Annotated in this window: 18 protein-coding genes; 7 read left to right on the forward strand and 11 right to left on the reverse strand. The window is 70.2% G+C overall.

Going from position 1 to position 17,938, the window contains the following annotated elements; all coding sequences use genetic code 11:
- Together ACG02S_RS11275 and ACG02S_RS11280 are read right to left on the reverse strand one after the other, a co-directional pair.
- Nucleotides 1-702, reverse strand: coding sequence for an RDD family protein (locus ACG02S_RS11275; RefSeq protein ID WP_394470548.1), 702 nt, complete (start codon nt 700-702; stop codon nt 1-3).
- A gap of 23 nt (nt 703-725) precedes the next feature.
- Nucleotides 726-1,235: an RDD family protein gene (locus tag ACG02S_RS11280; protein WP_394470549.1), complete on the reverse strand. Its 510-nt coding sequence runs from the start codon at nt 1,233-1,235 to the stop codon at nt 726-728.
- Between the two features lie 161 nt (nt 1,236-1,396).
- Between ACG02S_RS11280 and ACG02S_RS11285 the strand changes: the two genes are divergently transcribed.
- A complete protein-coding gene (locus tag ACG02S_RS11285; protein ID WP_394470550.1) occupies nt 1,397-1,597 on the forward strand; it encodes a hypothetical protein in 201 nt (66 codons plus the stop codon).
- 16 nt (nt 1,598-1,613) lie between these two features.
- Here the strand turns inward: ACG02S_RS11285 and ACG02S_RS11290 are convergent, their stop codons facing one another.
- The 6 genes from ACG02S_RS11290 to ACG02S_RS11315 form a co-directional block, all read right to left on the reverse strand.
- Nucleotides 1,614-3,272, reverse strand: a complete 1,659-nt coding sequence (locus ACG02S_RS11290; RefSeq protein ID WP_394470551.1) for a long-chain-fatty-acid--CoA ligase — start codon at nt 3,270-3,272, stop codon at nt 1,614-1,616.
- Nucleotides 3,269-4,150, reverse strand: coding sequence for a DMT family transporter (locus ACG02S_RS11295; protein ID WP_394470552.1), 882 nt, complete (start codon nt 4,148-4,150; stop codon nt 3,269-3,271). The genes ACG02S_RS11290 and ACG02S_RS11295 overlap by 4 nt, the downstream gene beginning before the upstream one ends.
- Nucleotides 4,151-4,160: 10 nt before the next feature.
- Entirely contained in the window at nt 4,161-4,391 is a 231-nt protein-coding gene (locus ACG02S_RS11300; RefSeq protein WP_394470553.1) for a cysteine-rich CWC family protein, read from the reverse strand.
- Nucleotides 4,388-4,798 carry a DUF1801 domain-containing protein gene (locus ACG02S_RS11305; RefSeq protein ID WP_394470554.1) on the reverse strand — a complete coding sequence of 137 codons (411 nt, stop codon included), beginning with the start codon at nt 4,796-4,798 and terminating at the stop codon, nt 4,388-4,390. The genes ACG02S_RS11300 and ACG02S_RS11305 overlap by 4 nt, the downstream gene beginning before the upstream one ends.
- Nucleotides 4,799-4,810: 12 nt before the next feature.
- Complete coding sequence (locus ACG02S_RS11310) at nt 4,811-5,503, reverse strand: hypothetical protein (protein ID WP_394470555.1); 693 nt, start codon at nt 5,501-5,503, stop codon at nt 4,811-4,813.
- 77 nt (nt 5,504-5,580) lie between these two features.
- Nucleotides 5,581-6,876 carry a DUF4397 domain-containing protein gene (locus ACG02S_RS11315; RefSeq protein ID WP_394470556.1) on the reverse strand — a complete coding sequence of 432 codons (1,296 nt, stop codon included), beginning with the start codon at nt 6,874-6,876 and terminating at the stop codon, nt 5,581-5,583.
- Nucleotides 6,877-7,068: 192 nt separating this feature from the next.
- On the opposite strand from ACG02S_RS11315, the gene ACG02S_RS11320 reads away from it, so the two are divergent.
- Nucleotides 7,069-9,129 carry an oxidoreductase gene (locus tag ACG02S_RS11320; RefSeq protein WP_394470557.1) on the forward strand — a complete coding sequence of 687 codons (2,061 nt, stop codon included), beginning with the start codon at nt 7,069-7,071 and terminating at the stop codon, nt 9,127-9,129.
- Nucleotides 9,130-9,159: 30 nt separating this feature from the next.
- Here the strand turns inward: ACG02S_RS11320 and ACG02S_RS11325 are convergent, their stop codons facing one another.
- Both ACG02S_RS11325 and ACG02S_RS11330 read right to left on the reverse strand, forming a co-directional pair.
- Nucleotides 9,160-9,363, reverse strand: a complete 204-nt coding sequence (locus tag ACG02S_RS11325) for a hypothetical protein (RefSeq protein WP_394470558.1) — start codon at nt 9,361-9,363, stop codon at nt 9,160-9,162.
- A gap of 166 nt (nt 9,364-9,529) precedes the next feature.
- Nucleotides 9,530-10,189, reverse strand: coding sequence for a DNA alkylation repair protein (locus ACG02S_RS11330; RefSeq protein WP_394470559.1), 660 nt, complete (start codon nt 10,187-10,189; stop codon nt 9,530-9,532).
- A 180-nt stretch (nt 10,190-10,369) separates the two neighbouring features.
- Here ACG02S_RS11330 and ACG02S_RS11335 point away from each other — a divergent pair, with 180 nt between their 5' ends.
- Entirely contained in the window at nt 10,370-11,929 is a 1,560-nt protein-coding gene (locus ACG02S_RS11335) for a thioredoxin family protein (RefSeq protein ID WP_394470560.1), read from the forward strand.
- Between the two features lie 27 nt (nt 11,930-11,956).
- Here ACG02S_RS11335 and ACG02S_RS11340 read toward each other — a convergent pair whose 3' ends face one another.
- A complete protein-coding gene (locus tag ACG02S_RS11340; protein WP_394470561.1) occupies nt 11,957-13,699 on the reverse strand; it encodes a hypothetical protein in 1,743 nt (580 codons plus the stop codon).
- Nucleotides 13,700-13,953: 254 nt separating this feature from the next.
- On the opposite strand from ACG02S_RS11340, the gene ACG02S_RS11345 reads away from it, so the two are divergent.
- Genes ACG02S_RS11345 through ACG02S_RS11360 form a run of 4 tightly spaced genes read left to right on the forward strand, consistent with a single transcriptional unit; the run spans nt 13,954 to nt 17,892 of the window.
- Nucleotides 13,954-15,435, forward strand: a complete 1,482-nt coding sequence (locus ACG02S_RS11345; RefSeq protein WP_394470562.1) for an alpha/beta fold hydrolase — start codon at nt 13,954-13,956, stop codon at nt 15,433-15,435.
- Nucleotides 15,432-16,214 carry an ABC transporter ATP-binding protein gene (locus ACG02S_RS11350; RefSeq protein ID WP_394470563.1) on the forward strand — a complete coding sequence of 261 codons (783 nt, stop codon included), beginning with the start codon at nt 15,432-15,434 and terminating at the stop codon, nt 16,212-16,214. The genes ACG02S_RS11345 and ACG02S_RS11350 overlap by 4 nt, the downstream gene beginning before the upstream one ends.
- The gene (locus ACG02S_RS11355; RefSeq protein ID WP_394470564.1) at nt 16,211-17,395 is read left to right on the forward strand and encodes an ABC transporter permease; all 1,185 of its coding nucleotides are present in this window, start codon (nt 16,211-16,213) and stop codon (nt 17,393-17,395) included. Before ACG02S_RS11350 ends, ACG02S_RS11355 begins: the two co-directional genes overlap by 4 nt.
- Nucleotides 17,392-17,892: a hypothetical protein gene (locus tag ACG02S_RS11360; protein ID WP_394470565.1), complete on the forward strand. Its 501-nt coding sequence runs from the start codon at nt 17,392-17,394 to the stop codon at nt 17,890-17,892. The genes ACG02S_RS11355 and ACG02S_RS11360 overlap by 4 nt, the downstream gene beginning before the upstream one ends.
- Nucleotides 17,893-17,938 lie beyond the last annotated feature (46 nt).

The following is a 17,938-nucleotide window of genomic DNA, read 5'->3' on the forward strand; positions in this document are numbered from 1 at the left end:
TCACGCGCGTCTGCCCATCAGCCACTGCGCCACGCCCAGCAAGCGCTCGGACGGGGAGCGTCTGGGGCCGTCCGCCGACGCGGGACGCAGCGCCGGTGCAGCCAGCACGGCCAGTTCCTCGAAGCGCGCGGGCGTCAGCCGCTTCGCACGGCCCGCCCACGACAGGATGGCGGCCTGCTCAGAGGCGTTCAGCGGCCGTACAGGCGCGACCGGCTCGGCCGGCGGTGGCGCGTCGTGCAGCACCACGGGCTGGGCGTGCACGACCAGCGTGCCCGCCGCCAGGTCGCCCAGGCGTTTGCACTCGCGGTTCAGCAACAGCGTGACGATGCCGAAGCCGTAGGCCAGCGGCAGGAAGTCCGCCACGCGCAGCAGGTTGCGCGTGAACGAGGCCGCCGGCGTGACGGGCAGGCCGGTGTCCATCACCACGCGCAGCCCCAGCGCGCGCTTGCCCGGCGTTGCGCCCCAGCGGCTCAGCTCGAACACGATGGGGTAGAGCCACTCCACGGCGAACAGGCCGATCAGGATCAGGCCACCGCCCATGGCCTTCAGCGCCGTGAGCACCATCGCCATCATCAGGTAGAGGCCCAGGCGGATCAGCAGGTCCAGCAGGAACGCCATGGTGCGCGCCACCAGCCCCGCGGGCTGCAGCGACAGCACGATGCCTTCCGGCGTCTCGACCCGGGCCAGCGTGTCGACACGCACGGGCGGGGCAGCGGTCAGCGCGCTCAGAGCTTGATCACCTTCGTGTCGGCGATCGTGTCATGCAGGCACTGGCGCGACTCGCGGAAGATCAGCAGCGAGTCGATCAGCCCGTAAACCATCGCAACGACGGGGTTCAGGTTGGTGGCGATGCCGATGCCATAGCGCAGGCCCAGCAGGCGCCACGCCTCGGGCTTGGAGCCGTCGCAGCGCACGATGCGGATCTGGAGCAGCATCTTGCCCAGCGTCTGCCCGCGCGCCAGCAGCGGCCAGCCCTGCACCAGCAGGAAGACCCCCAGTCCCAGCAGCGTGGAGCCGGCACGCCACGATCCCAGGCCCGGACTGCCCGCGTTGAAGGCCAGGGAATCCAGCAGCGGGACTTTCAACGCCGCCCAGGCCACGCCGCCGGCAATGAGCGCGTCGACGATGGCGGCCAGCAGCCGCGTGCCGCGGCCCGCGAGGACCATGCCCTCCGACGCGACATCCGCCACAAGCGCCTGCGGCGGTGCAAAGCGCTGGTCGACAGCATCCGACATCCACATCCCCCTGAAATTTTTCCGCGGATTTTGCCGGCCGGCGCCGGGCGCCCGGATGGGTGTATTCACCATCGCCGCGCGAACAGTCGGTAGCAATCTGACCGTCAACCCTAGCGCCAGGCAGCCGTTGAACCTGCACCGATGTTTGACGGAAGAACTTCATGACCACGCTGACGCTCACTTTCAACGGTCAACCCGGCGACGCCCGCAAGGCCCTCGGCGGCCTGTTGCAGCGCTACCGCTCGGCCTATTTTGTGGAACGCAGCAGCAACGAGTACGCGGTGACGGCCGACGAGGTCACGGCTGCGGAGCTGGCGCGGCAGCCGCAGTGGTCGACCCGACCGGCGCAGCCGCAGCGCTGACGTCCGGCGGCGCCGCTCAGCGCGCCTTCTCGCGCTCCTGCAGCGCCCGCCACATGACCTTGCCGGTGGCGCTCTTGGGCAGGCTGTCGGCGAACTCGATCTGCGCCGGCACCTTGTAGGCGGCCATGTGCTCTCGGCACCAGGCGCGCAGGTCGTCTGCGGTCAGCGCCTCAAAGCCCGCGCGCTTCACGACGACGGCCTTCACCGTCTCGCCGCGGTAGGCGTCGGGCGCGGCCACGATGCAGGCCTCGGCGATGCCGGGGTGGGCGTGCATCAGGTTCTCCACCTCGCTGGGCCAGACCTTGAAGCCGCTCGCGTTGATCATGCGCTTGAGCCGGTCGGTCATGAAGAAGTAGCCATCGGCATCCACCAAGCCGATGTCGCCGGTGCGAAAGAAGCGCCGGCCGTCGAACTCGATGAAGGCAGCCTCGGTCGCGTCGGGCCGGCGCCAGTAGCCGTCGAACACCATCGGGCCGTGCACGATGACCTCGCCGCTCTCGCCCGGCGGCAGTTCTCGGCCCGTGTCGGGGTCGATGACGCGCGCGTCGCAGCTCAGGTAGGGCACGCCCAGGCACTGCTGCTTGGGCGCGTCGTAGGGATTGCCGTGGCTGGGTGCGGCGGTCTCGGTGAGGCCGTAGCCCTCCATGTAGCGCAGACCGTGGCGCTGCCACAGGCGCTCGGCCACCGCCTGCGGCATGGACGCGCCGCCGCCGCCGATGGTGACGAGGCTGGACAGGTCGAAGCCGTCTGCCTGCGGGCTGGCCAGCAGGTCGATGACCATGGTGGGGATGTTGGTCCAGCGCGTGATGCGGTACTGCGCGATGAGGCGGGCCGCGTACTCACGCTGCCAGCGCGGCATCAGCACCAGCGCGGCGCCGCAGGCCAACGTGCCGTGCATGACGACCACGATGCCGGTGATGTGGAACATGGGCAGCACGCCCAGCACCACGTCCTCGTGGCAGGCGTTGGCCCACAGCGCGCCGGCGAACACGTTGTGCTGCAGGCTGCGGTGCTTGTGCATGCAGCCCTTGGGGTGGCCGGTGGTGCCGCTGGTGTAGGGCAGCAGCGCGAGGTCGTCGGCGCCCACCGTGGTGACGGGCGGCGCGGCGGTGCAGGCCAGCGCGTCGGCCCAGGCCGTGGTGGCAGCGGGCAGCGCGATGTCGGCGTTCAGCCAGTCGGCCCAGCCGGACGGCAGGTCCGGCAGCGGCGTCCCCTCGGGCAGCGCCTCGGCCAGGCGGGTCACCAGCAGGTCCTGCGCGGCCATGCCGGCAGACAGCCACTCGGCCGTGAGGTCGGCGCTGGTGATGGCCAGCACGGCGCCGCTGTCCTCGATGAGGTGGCGCAGCTCGGCGGCGCGGTTCATCGGGTTGACCGGCACGACCACCGCGTTCGCAGCGTGGATGGCGTAGTGCGCGATGACCAGTTGCGGGCAGTTCTGCAGGCCCACCAGCACGCGGTCGCCCTTGCGGACACCGCGCTCGGCCAGCCACGCTGCCAGCCGCTGCACCTGCGCCAGCAGCTCGGCGTAAGTGGTGGTGTGGCCCAGGAAGTGCAGCGCCGGCCGCTGCGCAAAGCGCCGCGCGCTGACCGCCAGGTTGTCGGGCAGCGCCGTAGCCGGCGGCGCAATGGCGTGCGGCACGCGGGCGGGCCAGAACCGGTGGTGGGCGCGGGTCATGCAGTCGTCTCCGTCTTCTTGGCCACCACGAGATAGACGCCCAGCAGCGTCACGCCCATGCCGGCGATGGCTTGTGCGCCCAGTGTCTCGCCGAACAGCCACCACGCCATCACCGACGTGACAGAGGGCACCAGGTACATGGTGCTGCTGACCGCCGTGACGCGGCCGTGGCGCAGCATGTAGAACATCAGGCTGATGCCGCCGGCCGTCAGCACGACGATGCTCCAGGCCATCGCAATGAACACGTCGCGGTTCCATTCAATGCGCATCGGCTCCAGCGCCCACGCCGCGGGCAGCGTGACCACCAGCGACGCCACGAACTGCACGACCTGACCGGTGCGCAGGTCGAAGTTCGGCACGAAGCGCTTCTGGTACAGCGTGCCGGCGGTGATGCCCAGCAGCGCCATCAGGCACAGCAGCAGCGGCGTGGCCAGGCCCGCACCCAAGGTCAGCTTGTGCCAGATGACGAGCAGCACGCCAGCCAGCCCCAGCGCCACACCCGCCCACTGGCGCGGCGTCACGCGCTCGCCGATCAGCGGCGCGAGCGCGGCCACCAGCACGGGCTGCAGGTTGACGATGAGCGCTGCCGTGCCGGCCGGCAGGCCTTGCCGGATGGAGACCCACACGCCGGCGAGGTAGACCGCCTGGATGGCGATGCCGGCCACCGCCAGGTGCGCCATCTCGCGCCGCGTGGGCCAGGCCGCGCGCGCAACCAGCGCCAGGCCTAGCATCAGCACCACGACGCCGGCATAGCGCCAGGCCAGGAAGGTCAGCGGATCGGCATGCGGCGCCGCCAGCTTGGCGACGATGTAGCCGGTGGCCCAGATGAAGATGAACAGCGGCGGCGCGAGGCGGTCGAGCAGAGGTGAGGCACGCATCAGGCGGCCATCATGCCTGCGACGCTCCGGGCGGCGGTGGCTGATCAGGCAATTCAGCGGCGTCGACCAACTCGCGCAGGCAGCGCACGCACAGGCAGCGGTTCGGGTACTGCGCCGCCAGCGCGGTGCGCAGGCGATCGGTCAGGCGGATGCCAAAGCAGTCGCAGTGGCCCGCATTGGCGCCGCAGGCAAAGCTACCGCCGCAGCGGGGGCAGTTGGTGTCGAGCAGCGCGCCGTTCACGCGCGCAGGTCCTGCAGCGTGGCGGCGCAGAGCTGCGCCAGCACGCCCGCGTCGACGTCCGCCAGCCGCTTGATATAGACGCAGCCCTTGCCCTCGCGGTGCCTGCCCAGCCGCGCCAGCAGCGCCGCTCGCTCGCGGCCGCCGCTGACGTAGAGGCTGATATCGCCCTTGCCCCCGGCGCCGCTGGCGAAGCCGATCTCGAAGATGTCGCCCTCGCGGCCGCTGTCGTGGACGTAGTGGTGGCGGCCGAAGCCCACCATGCGGCCCCACATAGCCGGCGGGTGGCCGCTCGCGTGCTGCATCAGCGCAATCAGCGCGCGGCAGTCGGCGGCGCGCGCCTCGGGCTGGGCGGCACAGTAGGCCTCGACGTCGGCATCCGTGGGAGCGGTCTTGTTGGCAGTGGCCATGGCGACTCCGGGTCAGAGAAGCGATTGTGGATCGTCATCCAGCACGGGCAGCGGCGTGGCGCGCGCCAGCGCCATCCAGGTGGCGAAGTCGGGCTTGCACGAGCGCTTGGGCGCCGGACGGGCCAGCTCCAGGTGGCTGTCGTGGCCGATCAGCACGCCGTATTCGGGCGGGATCTCCTGTGGCTCGGCGATGCCGGCGCGGATGACGAACCAGCACTGGCTGCTGAGCGCGCGGTAGGCGGCCGACTTGGCGGGCCGGCGCAGTTCGCCCAGCAGGTCCGCGCGGCTGACCTTGATCTCGTGGATGGCGGGTTCGAGGTAGTCCTCCACCGTGCTGTGGCGGATGGAGTAGACGTCGGGCAGCGCGTGGACCCATTGCGTCTTGCCGTCCTCGCCAGGCAGTCCGGCGCGCAGCGCCAGGCCCCGCCAGGCGATGCGACCGCCGCGCTGCATCTCAGTGGCGACGCGCTCGACCAGGCCTTCGTGCGCATCACGCGCCGCGCGGTTGCGCACCAGCGAATCGGCGATCAGCGCCACGCCGGCATCGGTCACGCGCAGCCGCTCGCGGCCACCGGCCTCGGCCAGGCGCTCGACCCAGCCGCCCGCCAGCAGCTCGATCTCGACCAGGTCCTGGCAGGGCCAGCCGGCGCTGCGCCAGATCAGGCGCAGGCGCTGCAGGTGGAGGCGGGTGGGCGAAGCGGCCATGACGCGATCTTCGCGCGACAAAGAAAAAGCCCCCGGGCCGTTGGGCGCGGGGGCTTGCCGGAAGGCGATGCGGCGGATCAGCGCTCGCGACGCGGCACGGCGGTCATGCCGCCGGCGGCCGTGGGCACCGAGAAGAACGTCCACACGCTGTTGGCCGGGAAGGCCAGCGTCGTGTTGTTGTTGTTGAAGATCGGCGTGGCCGAGCTGGACACGCTGACTTCCACCTGCGACGCGGTGCTCGACGAGATGTTGGCGAACGTCGACGACGTGCCGGAGGCCACGTTGCTGGCGATGGAAGTGAAGTCCACGTTCAGCGACGACGTCACCGTGGGCAGCGCGTTGACCTGGCGGATCTTCACGTTGCCGGCGACGGCGGGCAGGCGGTTGTCGTCATCCAGCACCGTCATCTGCGGCGCGGCGGCGCTACCCCAGACCAGCAGCGTGTAGTCCTTGCCGGCAACCAACGTGGGCGCCGTGAAGGTGACCGGCGCACCGTTGATCGTGGTGGCCAGCGTGCTGGCACCGGCGGCGGTGGTCACGTAGCTGCTGATCAGCGGGCTGGTGGCAGGCGCGGTCCACATCGGCGTGCCGTTGACGGACGAAGTCACCGTACCGCCAGCGGTCAGCGCAGCGACCGTGCGCACGCGGCTCTGCGAGGCCGGGAAGCTCTTTGCCGCGCCCTTCTGCACCAGCGTGATGCCGTTGACCAGCACACCACCGTCGGTGGAGGTCAGCAGCAGCGTGTTGACGCTGGCGGAGTCCAGCGTGACGGCCGGGATATCCAGGCGCAGGTCTTCGCCGCGGCGGTTGACGCCGGTCACACGGACGCGGAAGGTGCCCGAGTTGATCTGCTGGTAGCCGCTGCCGGCGCTGAGGTTGCTGACCAGCGGGCTGGCGGTGGCGAGGTCATCCCCCGCGGCCGTCACATAGACGTCCACGGCGCCAGCATCCGGCGCGAGGTTCAGCACCAGCAGCTTGGCCTTCGTGGCCTCGGGCGCGGTCTCGGTTTCCTGCAGCACCGTCGTGCGGATGGCGCCGGAGAAGCCGTAGGTGATGTAGGTGTAGTCGCTGCCGGCCGTCAGCGTAGGCGTGGCCGCGTAGATGCTGGTGCCGACCGGATTGATCAACACCCGCGTCGTCGAATTGATGTCCACCGAGCCGTATTCGCCCACGCCCGCGTAGGCAACGTCGGCGTTGATCTTCTTGTCGGCGACTTCCAGCGACAGCGAGTTGTACGAGCGCGTGGCGTTCAGCAGGCGCACGTTGGCGTTACCGCCGCCGTCGCTACCACCGCCACCGCACGCGGTCAGGAAGGTCGTGGCCGACAGGCTCAGCGTCAGGGCCAGTCGTGTGGCCCAAGGGGTAAATCGCATCGAAAACTCTCCGAAAAAACCTTGCCGCCGGGCCGATCCCCAGGAAGGCGGGTTCGTGATTAGAACTCAACCGCGCAATATCGCCGTTTCCACTGTCTAGCGTCCGGTGAAGAACTGTTGCTGGAAAACCCGCAGCTTCGTTGGAGTGGCCGCTCCAATCCATTCGTCACGCTGCTGGATAGCATCGGCCGCATGAGCTATCCCCACCTCCTGGCCCCGCTGGACCTCGGCTTCACGACGCTGAAGAACCGTGTGCTGATGGGCAGCATGCACACCGGACTGGAGGACGGTCGCAAGCATTTCGAGCGCATGGGGGCCTACTTTGCCGAGCGCGCACGCGGCGAGGTGGGGCTGATCGTGACCGGCGGCTTTGCGCCCAACATCGAGGGCTGGGCCAAGCCGTTCGCCGGCACGCTGGCGACCTCGGGCGCGGCGCGTCGCCACCAGCTCATCACGAACGCCGTGCACGCCGAGGGCGGCAAGATCGCGCTGCAGATCCTGCACACGGGCCGCTACGGCTACTCGCCGCTGTGCGTGGCACCGTCGCGCATCCAGAGCCCCATCACGCCGTTCACGCCGCGCGAGCTGTCGGCACGCGGCATCGAGCGGCAGATACGCGCGTTCGTCCGCTGCGCGAAGCTGGCGCGCGAGGCCGGCTACGACGGCGTGGAGGTGATGGGCAGCGAGGGCTACTTCATCAACCAGTTTCTCGTCACGCACACCAACCAGCGCGATGACGATTGGGGCGGTTCGTACGAGAACCGCATGCGGCTGCCGCTGGAGATCCTGGCGCGCGTGCGCGAGGCGGTGGGGCCAGACTTCATCATCATCTACCGGCTGTCCATGCTGGACCTGATCCCCAACGGCAGCAGCTGGGAGGAGGTGCTGGAACTTGCTCGCCGCGTCGCGCGCGGCGGCGCGACCCTCATCAACAGCGGCATCGGCTGGCACGAGGCGCGCATCCCGACCATCGCCACCAGCGTGCCGCGCGCGGGCTTCGCGTGGGTGACTGCAAAACTTCGCGCCCAGCTGCGCGAAGAGGGCATCACGACGCCGCTGATCACCAGCAACCGCATCAACACGCCCGAGGTGGCCGAAGGCGTGCTGGCGGACGGTTCGGCCGACATGGTATCGATGGCGCGGCCCTTCCTGGCCGATCCGCATTTCGTGAAGAAGGCGCGCGAGAACCGCGCCGACGAGATCAACACCTGCATCGCCTGCAACCAAGCCTGCCTGGACCACACCTTCCAGCAGCAGATCTCTACCTGCCTGGTGAACCCGCATGCGGCCTACGAGCAGCTGCTGGTGGTGCGGCCGGTGGCTTCGACCGGAGGGCAAAGGAAGCGCATTGCGGTCGTCGGCGCCGGCCCCGCTGGCCTGGCCGCCGCCACGACGCTGGCCGAGCGCGGCCACGTGGTGACGCTGTTCGACGCCGCGGCTGAGATCGGCGGCCAGTTCAACATGGCCAGACGCGTGCCGGGCAAGGAGGAATTCAGCGAGACGCTGCGCTACTTCCGCCGCCGCATCGAGGTGACCGGCGTCGCGCTGCAGCTGAACCGCCGGGTCTCGGCGGACGACCTGAAGGGCTTCGACGACGTGCTGCTGGCGACCGGCGTCAGCGCGCGCGATCCGAAGATCAAGGGACAGGCGGAAGGCATCGCGCGTGGCCAGGTGCTCAGCTACATCGACGTGCTGCGCCACGACCGGCCGGTGGGCGCGCGGGTGGCCATCGTGGGCGCGGGCGGCATCGGCTTCGACATGGCCGAGTACCTGCTGGAGGCCGGCCACTCGCTGACGCTGGACCCGGCCGCGTGGCGCCGGCACTGGGGCGTGGGCGACCCGGAGCGGGTCCGTGCAGGGCTGCTGCGCCCCGCGCCCGAGGCGGCCACGCGCCAGGTCACGCTGCTGCAGCGCAAGAGCGGCAAGCTCGGCGCGGGCCTGGGCAAGACGACGGGCTGGATCCACCGAGCGGCGCTGAAGATGAAGCAGGTCGACATGCTCGCCGGCGTCAACTACGAACAGATCACGCCGCAGGGGCTGTGGGTCAGCTACGGCGAGAAGCGGGCAGATGCCCAGCTGATTGAGGCCGACACCATCGTGCTGTGCGCCGGGCAGGAGCCGCTGCGCGAGCTGGAGGCGCCGCTGAAGGCGGCCGGCGTCAGTGTGCAGCTGATCGGCGGCGCGTTGGAGGCCGGCGAGCTGGATGCGAAGCGGGCGATCCGACAAGGCACCGAAGTCGCCTGCAGGCTGTGACCTCGCGGCATAGCAGGGCTGGGCTGGAACTCAGGCCTGCGACAGCTCCCAGAGCTGGTACAGCGTGTCGTTGTCGTGCTCGGTGATTTCCAGGCCCTGAGACAGCTCGAAGGTGGAGTCGTACCAGCCGCAGATCTCGGGCTTGGCGCCGGCCGGCACGCGGGCACGGGCGGGCACGAACATGGCGGGCTTGGTGTTGGACCACGGTTGCTGCGACGAGGCGAAGAATTGCATGGCGGGCTCCGGTTGATGGGTTGAAGCATCGGCGGCAGACACTTCTTGCAACATCACCCAGAGGGCGGAACGGCGGGGGAGATGGTGGGCGGCCCACCCCCCATCTCCCCCAAAAGGGGGTGATGAAAATGGGGTCAGAGTAGATTTCCAGCGGCTTGCGAAGCGTTCAGGCGGAGTGGCTCAACTCCCGCCGGGCATCGCTGCCTATCCAGCGGGCCGACTTCTCCTGACGCGCAGTCAACGTCTGCGCCAATGTGAGCGCCGGCTCACGCAAGGCATCGCTGCGTTTGCCGATCTGGCGCAGCGCCCAGTTCACGGCCTTCTTGACGAAGTGGCGGTCGTCCCCCGCCGCAGACTCGATCAGCGGCAGCCGGGCCAGGAAATCCGCGTCCGGCCGCGCCTTCTGGTGGACCGCCGCCACCGCCAGCAGTGCGAAGCCGGCGCGCTTTTCGAACTCTGGCTGGCGCGCCGCCCAACGCGGGATCGCGTCCCAGGCCAGCGGGCTCTTCACGAAGGCGTTCAGGCAGGCCTGGTCGCAGACATCCCAGGCCTGCAGGCCGGCCACCCAGTGGTCCATCTGCGCCGCCGTCAGCCGCGCCGGCTCGGCCACCATGCCGGCCAGGATCTGCGCGTCGGGGATGCCGGTGTCCCACAGCGCCAGGGCCAGCGCATGGTCGCGCTTGAACTGGCGAGCCAGCGCGCGCAGCGTCGGCACGGCCAGGCCCAGCCGGCCGTCCCCGGTCAGGCCGAAGCGGGCCATGCCGGCCAGCTGGTCGGGCCGCGCCTGGGCGCGCAACGCAGCCAGCGCGTCGTCCAGGCGGCTCACGGATGAATCCTGCGGCCTTCAGCCTTGCCTGGCCGACGGATCGGCCAGGCGTTCGCCAGGCGAGAGTGAGCTGGCTTGGGGCGGCCCGGCGCGGCGCTCATGTGCTTATTCGGCATGCGCTGATTCTGCGATGCGCGGGCAGCAGAGAATGGCCGCTTCGACACGATAGCCCCGAACCCGATGAAGCTCACCCCTCGCTTCGCCGCACTGGCTGCCGCAGTCTTGCTGGCCAGCGCATCCGCCGCCCCTGCCGCCCCCGGCCCCGGCGTGTCCTGGCAGGCCGCTGCCGCCGACGCCGACATCGACCGCTTCTTCGTGCAGGCCAAGGCCGAGAAGAAGCCGGTGCTGCTGTACTGGGGCGCCAAGTGGTGCCCGCCGTGCAACCAGCTGAAGGCCACGCTGTTCAACCGCGCGGATTTCATCGAGCAGAGCAAGTCTTTCGTGGCCGTCAACATCGATGGCGATGCGCGCGGTGCGCAGAAGCTGGGCACGCGCTTCAAGGTGCGCGGCTACCCGACGCTGATCCTGTTCAACGCCAAAGGCACCGAGATCACCCGCCTGCCGGGCGAGGCCGATGCGGTGCAGGTGATGTCGGTGCTGCAGCTGGGCCTGGCCGGTGGCCGCCCGGTGAAGGCCGTGCTGGCCGACGCAAAGGCCGGCAAGAAGCTGTCGGCCAACGAGTGGCGGCTGCTGGGCTTCTACGGCTGGGAGACCGACGAGCAGCAACTGCTGCCCGTCGCCGAGCGACCGGCCACGCTGGCGCAGCTGGCCAAGGCCAGCGAGGGCGCCGACACGGACACCGCGACGCGGCTGTGGCTGAAGTCCATCGGCGCACTGGCCGAGGGCAAGGCGGCCGACCCGGCGCAACTGCCGCGGCTGCGCGGCGTGCTGGGCGATGCGGCGCAGTCCCGTGCGCAGATGGACGTGCTCGCGAACGAGGCCCCGGACCTGGTGAAGGCGCTGGCGCCGCAGCCCGGCGAGGCGCGCAGCAAGCTGGTGGCCGAGTTCGACGCCGCGCTGAGACGGCTGAACGCGGACACGACGCTGTCTCGCGCCGACCGGCTGAACGCGCTGCAGGCGCGCATCGAGCTGGCACGGCTGGAAAGTCCCAAGGACGCGGTGAACCCCGCCGGCCTCCCCGCAGCGCTGCTGACCGAGGTGCGCGAGCAAACCGGCCGTGCCAACCGCGAGATCACCGATGGCTACGAGCGCCAGGCCGTCATCACGCAGGCGGCCTATGTGCTGGGCCGCGCCGGGCTGTGGAAGGAAAGCGACGAGCTGCTGAAGTCTGCCTTGGCACGCAGCCACTCGCCCTACTACCTGATGAGCCAGCTGGGCGGCAACGCCCGCAAGCAGGGCCACAAGCTGGAGGCCCTGCGCTGGTACGAGGAGGCCTTCAACAAGAGCGAGGGCCCGGCAACCCGGCTGCAGTGGGGCTCCAACTATGTCGCCGCGCTGGTGGAACTGAGCCCCGAGGACACGCCGCGCATCGAGAAGGCCGCAGCCCAGCTGTTCGCCGAGGCCGAGAAGGACCCCGGCGCGTTCTACGAGCGCAGCGAACGGTCGCTGAAGAAGGTCGCCACGCTGCTGACCAGCTGGAGCAAGGCTGCACCACAGGCCGCCGCCGTGAGCCGGCTGAAGGCGCAGCTGGACGGCGTGTGTGGCAAGCTGGAGGCGGACGATGCCAAGGCCCGCAGCGCGTGCCTGGCGGTCTTCAAGGGCAGCGCGCCCAAGGGCTGAAGGCGCGCGGGCGGTTGCGCCCGCCGTTCAGCGCGAGAACAGCGAGAACGGCGCGCCGACGAAGACGCCCACCTCGAAGCTGCGCTTGGGGTGCAACGTGGAGCGGGTCTTGTAGTCCAGGCTGAGTCCGCCCGTGAAGGGCTTGTCCTTGTTGTCGCTGTCGCGCAGCAGGTAGATCGGCAGCGAGTAGATCTTGCGCTTGATGCGCCGGTCGTACTGGAAGCCCATCGAGACGGCAGCGTGCTTCCAGGACACACGGTACTCATAGCCGAACACCCAGCCGCGCTGCCGCTCGGGCGCGGCGAACGAGGCATCCACGCAGCTCAGCCAGGTCTGGCCCGCCAGCGGCGCGGCGGGGCAGATCGTCTCGACCGGTGCCTCCTTGTAGGCCTCGGCATAGTTCGCGCGCAGCACATGGAAGCGCTGCTTTTCCAGGCCGGCCACGGCCAGCTGCACGCCCAGTGACTTGGGCGTGTTGCGCGCCAGCTGCTCGTCGTCCAGCTTGTCGCGACTGCGGTAGGTGTGCTCGCTGTAGCCCAGCTTGGCGTTGACGCCGAACACGTACAGCGCCTCGCCCCAGGAGCCGAAACTCTCCACGTCCCTGGTGATGTCACGCACCCATTGCACCGACGGGACCACCTGGTCCGCGTTCCTGAAACCGATCAGCCGCCCGCGGCCATCGCTGCCCTTGGGCGCTGAAATGATCAGCCGCGTGTCGCGTGTCAGCGCGCCGGGGATGCGATTGAGGTCCAGCCGGATGGTGGCCTCCGCGCCGCTGGCGCTGGCCGACAGGCGCGCTGCATCGGAGCTGCCAAACAGCGACTGCGCGTCCGGCAGGTCGTCGAGCCGGACCAGCAGATCCACCAGCCCCTTTTGTTTTGAGCTGCTGACCGAGGTGATGCGTTCGTCCAGCCAGTAGCCATTGCCCCTGGCCATTTTGGACTGGTCCTTCACGGCGTCGATATCGCCCTTCAGCCTGAAGGCCTGGGTCTCCAGCTCGGCCAGTTCCTCTGCGGAAAAACCTGCGCATGGCTGGCCCGGCTGACAGGCCGCCCATGCGACCGCCTTCGCGCTGACACGCTGGATACCGGCCTGCAGCGGCTTCAGCGCCTGCTGAGACTGCTTGGCCTGCGCCGTTGCCTGCTGCGCATGTTGAACATCTGGCGCCACGACCGGGAGGGCGGCGCCGGGCTGCTGGTTGCGCTGCGCCACCCGCTCGCGCACGGTGTCCTCGGCCGCGGCGGCGACTTTGACGGCCTGCGCTGCCGCCGCCTCGGCGGCACCCAGGGCCTCCTGTGCCGCCATGGCCTGTGCACCCAGCACCGCGATCGCGTTGTACTGGCTGGCCGTGAGCACCGGCGCGGTCCCGCCCGGGCAGTCGGCGGGCTGGGCCGCGCAGGCCAGCAGGTTCTCGGTGGCCAGGTACAGCGCTGCGCTGGCCTTGGCCAGGGCAGCGTCGGCGTCGGCCTTGGCCTTGGCGGTGAGCGCCAGTTGCCGACGCGCTTTCAGCGCGTGTTCGCGCTTGTCGCGCAGCGTCTCGATTTGCGACGGGTCCTGGGTGGCCAGTGCCTGGTCGGCTTCCAGCACCGCCTGCTCGTGGCGCTTGAGGGCGTCTTCCTGAGCCGCGCGCTCGATGCCTGCCGTGATGACCGCCTGCTGCGCGACAGCCACGACCGGGCGCGCGCCGCTGTCCGGCGTCAGCGCCCAGGCGGCCCCCCCACACAACGACAGGCCCAGCAGGACCACTCCCGAACGGTGAAATGAGTACATGGACATCTCCTGAACCGGGCGACACCGCCCGCGCGGACTGTTGCGCCGGGTCCGCGCACGCACATCCTCAGTTCTGGCGGTTGTTGCAGCGTCGCACCGCGCCTGCGGTCCGCCCGCCCTCGCCCGCCCTCGCCCGCTATTCGCCCGCGACCGGCGCCGTCCATGGCGTGCCAACGGCCGTTCGCCCGCCGTGGGGCCGGCGCGGCGCGTGGCGCCCGGATACTCGCGCCAACACCACTGACCCAGACCTCCGCATGCTCCGCCCCCAGCTTGCCCTGGCCTTGTTGGCGACCGCCGCCACACTCAGCCCGCCGGCCCGTGCCGCCACCCCGCCGCTGCAGCCCTGCCGCATCGCCGGCATTCCCAACGAGCTGAAGTGCGGCAGCCTGCAGCGCCCGCTGGACCCCGCACGGCCCGACGGCGCCCAGGTCGACATCCACTTCCTGGTGGTGCCCGCGATGGCGCGAAACAAGCAGCCCGACGCGGTGCTGATGCTGGCGGGCGGGCCCGGCCAGAGCGCCATCAACGTGGCGTCGCGCGTGCTGCCGCGTCTGTCGCGCCTGGCCAACCGGCGCGACATCGTCTTCATCGACCAACGCGGCACCGGCAAGTCCGCGCCGCTGGAGTGCCCCGACGACAGCAAGCTGCCCATCACCGAGCAGCTGGACGAGGCCGCGCAAATGGCGCGCCTGGACGCATGCCGCGCCGGGCTGGAGAAGCTGCCTTACGGACAGCAGGGTGGCCTGCGCTTCTTCACGACCACCGTCGCGATGCAGGACATGGACGCCGTGCGCGAGGCGCTGGGCGTGCCGCAGTGGAACCTCGTGGGCGGCAGCTATGGCACGCGCGCCGCGCTGGAGTACCTGCGCCAGTTCCCGACCCGCGTGCGCCGCACCATCATCGACGGCGTCGCGCCACCGGACATGGTGCTGCCGGCCAGCTTCTCGACCGATGGCCAGGCCGCGCTGGACCAGCTGTTTGCCGCGCACGCCAAGACCCACCCGACGCTGCGTGCCGAATGGCAGGCGTTGCTGGCCTCGCTGCCGCGTCAGGTCACCGTGGCGCAGCCGCTGACCGGCCAACCCGAGCGCTTCACGCTGACCCGCGACCTGCTGCTGCGCGCCGTGCGCCCGCCGCTGTACCAGCCCGCGCTGGCCGCCGCATTGCCGGCCGCTATCCAGATCGCCGCGAAGGAGGGCCGCTTCGACGGCCTGTTCGGCTTGACGTCGGCGTTCGGCGGCGGCAAGGACATGCGGCTGGCGATGGGCATGCACTTCTCGGTGGTCTGCGCCGAAGACGCGCCGCGCCTGGCCGCCGCGAGCGACAAGCCAGGCGCCGACTTCGGCCGGGCGGCTGAGGAGATGTACGCGCGCGTTTGCAAGACCTGGCCCCGCGGTGACGTGCCGGCGGAGTTCTACAAGCTGCCGCCCGCACCCAGCCCTGTGCTGGTCATGAGCGGCGGTGCCGACCCGGCCACGCCGACGCGCCACGGCGAGCGCGTGGCCAAGGCGCTGGGCGCGGTCCACCCCGAGCGCGTGCAGCACCTGGTGGTGCCACAGGCCGGCCATGGCGTGATGGCCGTCGGCTGCGTGCGCGACCTGATGTTCCGCTTCATCGACGCCAAGTCCGATGCCGACGCGTTGCCGCAGGACGGCAAGTGCGCCACGCGCATTCCGCGGCCCACCGCGTTCCAGCCCATCCAGGCGGCCCCGCAGACGACCGGAGCGGCACAATGATCGACATCCAGGACGTTCACAAGCAGTTCGTCTCGCGCACCGGTGCGGGGCTGTTCAAGCGCGGCGAGAGGCGCATCGTGCACGCGGTGCAAGGCGTCACGGTGGCGGCCGCCAATGGGCGCATCACCGGCCTGCTGGGCGCCAATGGCGCCGGCAAGACCACCACGCTGCGCATGCTGGCCGGGCTGTTCGCGCCCGACAGTGGCGCCATCGGGGTGGATGGCATCGTCGTGAAGGACGCACCGCTGAAGGCCTTGGCGCGCATGGGCATCCTGGGCGACGCGCACGGGCTGTACCCGCGCCTGTCGGCCCGCGAGAACATCGCCTACTTCGGCCGGCTGCAGGGCATGGACCCCGACGCCGCCAACGCGCGCGCCGACGAGCTGGCACGGCTGCTGGACATGCAGGCCATCCTGGACCGCCGCGCCGACGGCTTCAGCCAGGGCGAGCGCATGAAGACGGCGCTGGCCCGCGCGCTGGTGCACGACCCCGCCAACATCGTGCTGGACGAGCCCACCAACGGCCTGGACGTGCTGGCCACGCGCGCGCTGCGTGAGGCGCTGCGCTGGCTGCGCAGCCCCGACGGCGGCAGCAAATGCATCGTCTTCTCGACGCACATCATGCAGGAGGTGGAGCAGCTGTGTGACGAGGTGGTGGTGGTGTCCAAAGGCCGCAGCGTGGCGCACGGCAGCGTGCCGCAGCTGCTGGAACAGGCGGGCGAGACCCGCTTCGAGGACGCGTTCGTGAAACTGGCATTCCCCGCCGAGGTGGCTGCATGAAACAAGCCCTGATCGTCTTTTCCAAGGAACTGGCCGACGCGCTGCGTGACCGGCGCACGCTGCTGCGCATGCTGGTCCCGGCGCTGCTGATGGGGCCGCTGATGCTGATGGCGCTGTCCGGTCTGCTGGCCTCGTTCGAGCAGCAGGCCGAGAAGCGCGTGGTCGTCATCTACGGCACGGAGTACGGGCCGACGCTGGTGAACTTCATCCAGCGCCAGAGCTACACGGTCGTCAGCCTCGAGATCAAGAACGCCCAGGAACGGGACAACTACGAGAAGGGGCTGCGCAAAGGGTCCGAGGTGGCGCCGCTGCTGGTGATTCCGCCCGACTTCGAGGCCAGGCTGCTGGCCGGCGACGCGCCCATCGTCGAGGTGGTGAGCGACAGCGCCAACCAGCGCGCACAGGCGGGCGCCGGTGCGCTTCACCGCCTGATGGGCGGCTTCAACCAGGAGCGCGCGGCGCTGAACCTGGCGATGCGCGGTGTGTCCATGGAGTTGCTCAAGCCCGTCGACGTCCAGGAGCGCGACCTCGCCAGCGCCCAGGCCCGCGCGACGCGCATGACCACGATGATCCCCATGTTCATCATCATGGCCGTGCTGTACGGCGCGCTGACAGCCGCGCTGGACAGCACCGCGGGCGAGCGCGAACGCGGCTCGCTGGAGCCCCTGCTGATGAATCCGGTGCCGCACAGCGCGCTGGTGTGGGGCAAGTGGGGCGCCGTCGCGTTGATGGGCATGGTGGTGGCGCTGCTGTCCAGCTTGAGCTTCGTGCCGGCGCAGTGGCTGCTGAAGAGCGACAGCCTGCAGGCCATGTTCCAGTTCGGCATGGGCGAGGTGCTGGCCTTCTGGCTGCTGCAGATCCCGCTGGCGGCGGGACTGTCGGGCCTGCTGATGGCGCTGGCCATCCGCTCCAAGACCTTCAAGGAGGCGCAGGCCGGCAGCACGCTGGTCGTCACGGTCGTCAGCCTGATGCCCATGGTGAGCCTACTGAACCCGGGGGCGGATGCGCCCTGGTACCTGTGGGTGCCGGGTCTTGCCCAGAACACGCTGATGCTGGCCGTGCTCAAGGGCGAGGCGCTGCGCTGGCAGCAGGTGCTGCCGGGCGTGGTGATGGGCTTTGCGCTGGCAGCCGTGGCGCTGGCCTATGTGGCGCGGTCCATGCGCGCGGCGGTGGCGCGATGAGGGCCGCTGCCCTCCTCGGCGGCATGGCGCTGCTGGCCGGCTGCACGAGCCTGGCCAGCCTGGAGCCCGCCACGCCGGCCGACTACGCCGGCCCCACTGTCAACGTGGCCGACCAGGCCGTGCAGGTCAGCGGCCAGCTGCTGCATGTGTTCGAGATGACCCACGTCGACGGCCGGCGCCTGGCCAGCACCAGCATGGCCACCGTACGCGCCAACCAGGGCCGCGGCTTTTCGGTGGCACCGGTGGCGCTGACCAACGAATTGCCGCTGCGCCCGGCCCGCGTGCAGTTGCAGGCCACCACGCAGTACGCCGCGCCGTTGCTCGCAGTGACCCGCCCGACCTGCCGCACGCAGGGCGAGGTGGACTTCGCGCCCGAGGCGAGCAAGGCCTACCGCGTGACGGGCCGCATCACGGCCGAGGCCTGCGAGGCGTGGATCGAAGACCTGGCGACGCAGCGGCCCGTGACGGACAGGGTCAGCGGCCGAGGCACGAAGTAAGGCTGAAGCACTGAGCTGCGGCAGCGATTGCCGCGATAGCCACAAG

Source organism: Pelomonas dachongensis, from assembly GCF_043555865.1.
GTDB classification, from domain to species: Bacteria; Pseudomonadota; Gammaproteobacteria; order Burkholderiales; family Burkholderiaceae_C; genus Pelomonas; species Pelomonas dachongensis.

Bases quoted from the DNA above. Each gene is read 5' to 3' on its own strand.
- ACG02S_RS11345 (WP_394470562.1), top strand. From the start codon at position 13,954: ATGCTCCGCCCCCAGCTTGCCCTGGCCTTGTTGGCGACCGCCGCCACA.
- ACG02S_RS11335 (WP_394470560.1), top strand. From the start codon at position 10,370: ATGAAGCTCACCCCTCGCTTCGCCGCACTGGCTGCCGCAGTCTTGCTG.
- ACG02S_RS11285 (WP_394470550.1), top strand. From the start codon at position 1,397: ATGACCACGCTGACGCTCACTTTCAACGGTCAACCCGGCGACGCCCGC.
- ACG02S_RS11310 (WP_394470555.1), bottom strand. From the start codon at position 5,503: ATGGCCGCTTCGCCCACCCGCCTCCACCTGCAGCGCCTGCGCCTGATC.
- ACG02S_RS11305 (WP_394470554.1), bottom strand. From the start codon at position 4,798: ATGGCCACTGCCAACAAGACCGCTCCCACGGATGCCGACGTCGAGGCC.
- ACG02S_RS11340 (WP_394470561.1), bottom strand. From the start codon at position 13,699: ATGTACTCATTTCACCGTTCGGGAGTGGTCCTGCTGGGCCTGTCGTTG.
- ACG02S_RS11350 (WP_394470563.1), top strand. From the start codon at position 15,432: ATGATCGACATCCAGGACGTTCACAAGCAGTTCGTCTCGCGCACCGGT.
- ACG02S_RS11355 (WP_394470564.1), top strand. From the start codon at position 16,211: ATGAAACAAGCCCTGATCGTCTTTTCCAAGGAACTGGCCGACGCGCTG.
- ACG02S_RS11280 (WP_394470549.1), bottom strand. From the start codon at position 1,235: ATGTCGGATGCTGTCGACCAGCGCTTTGCACCGCCGCAGGCGCTTGTG.
- ACG02S_RS11325 (WP_394470558.1), bottom strand. From the start codon at position 9,363: ATGCAATTCTTCGCCTCGTCGCAGCAACCGTGGTCCAACACCAAGCCC.
- ACG02S_RS11320 (WP_394470557.1), top strand. From the start codon at position 7,069: ATGAGCTATCCCCACCTCCTGGCCCCGCTGGACCTCGGCTTCACGACG.
- ACG02S_RS11315 (WP_394470556.1), bottom strand. From the start codon at position 6,876: ATGCGATTTACCCCTTGGGCCACACGACTGGCCCTGACGCTGAGCCTG.
- ACG02S_RS11290 (WP_394470551.1), bottom strand. From the start codon at position 3,272: ATGACCCGCGCCCACCACCGGTTCTGGCCCGCCCGCGTGCCGCACGCC.
- ACG02S_RS11360 (WP_394470565.1), top strand. From the start codon at position 17,392: ATGAGGGCCGCTGCCCTCCTCGGCGGCATGGCGCTGCTGGCCGGCTGC.
- ACG02S_RS11295 (WP_394470552.1), bottom strand. From the start codon at position 4,150: ATGCGTGCCTCACCTCTGCTCGACCGCCTCGCGCCGCCGCTGTTCATC.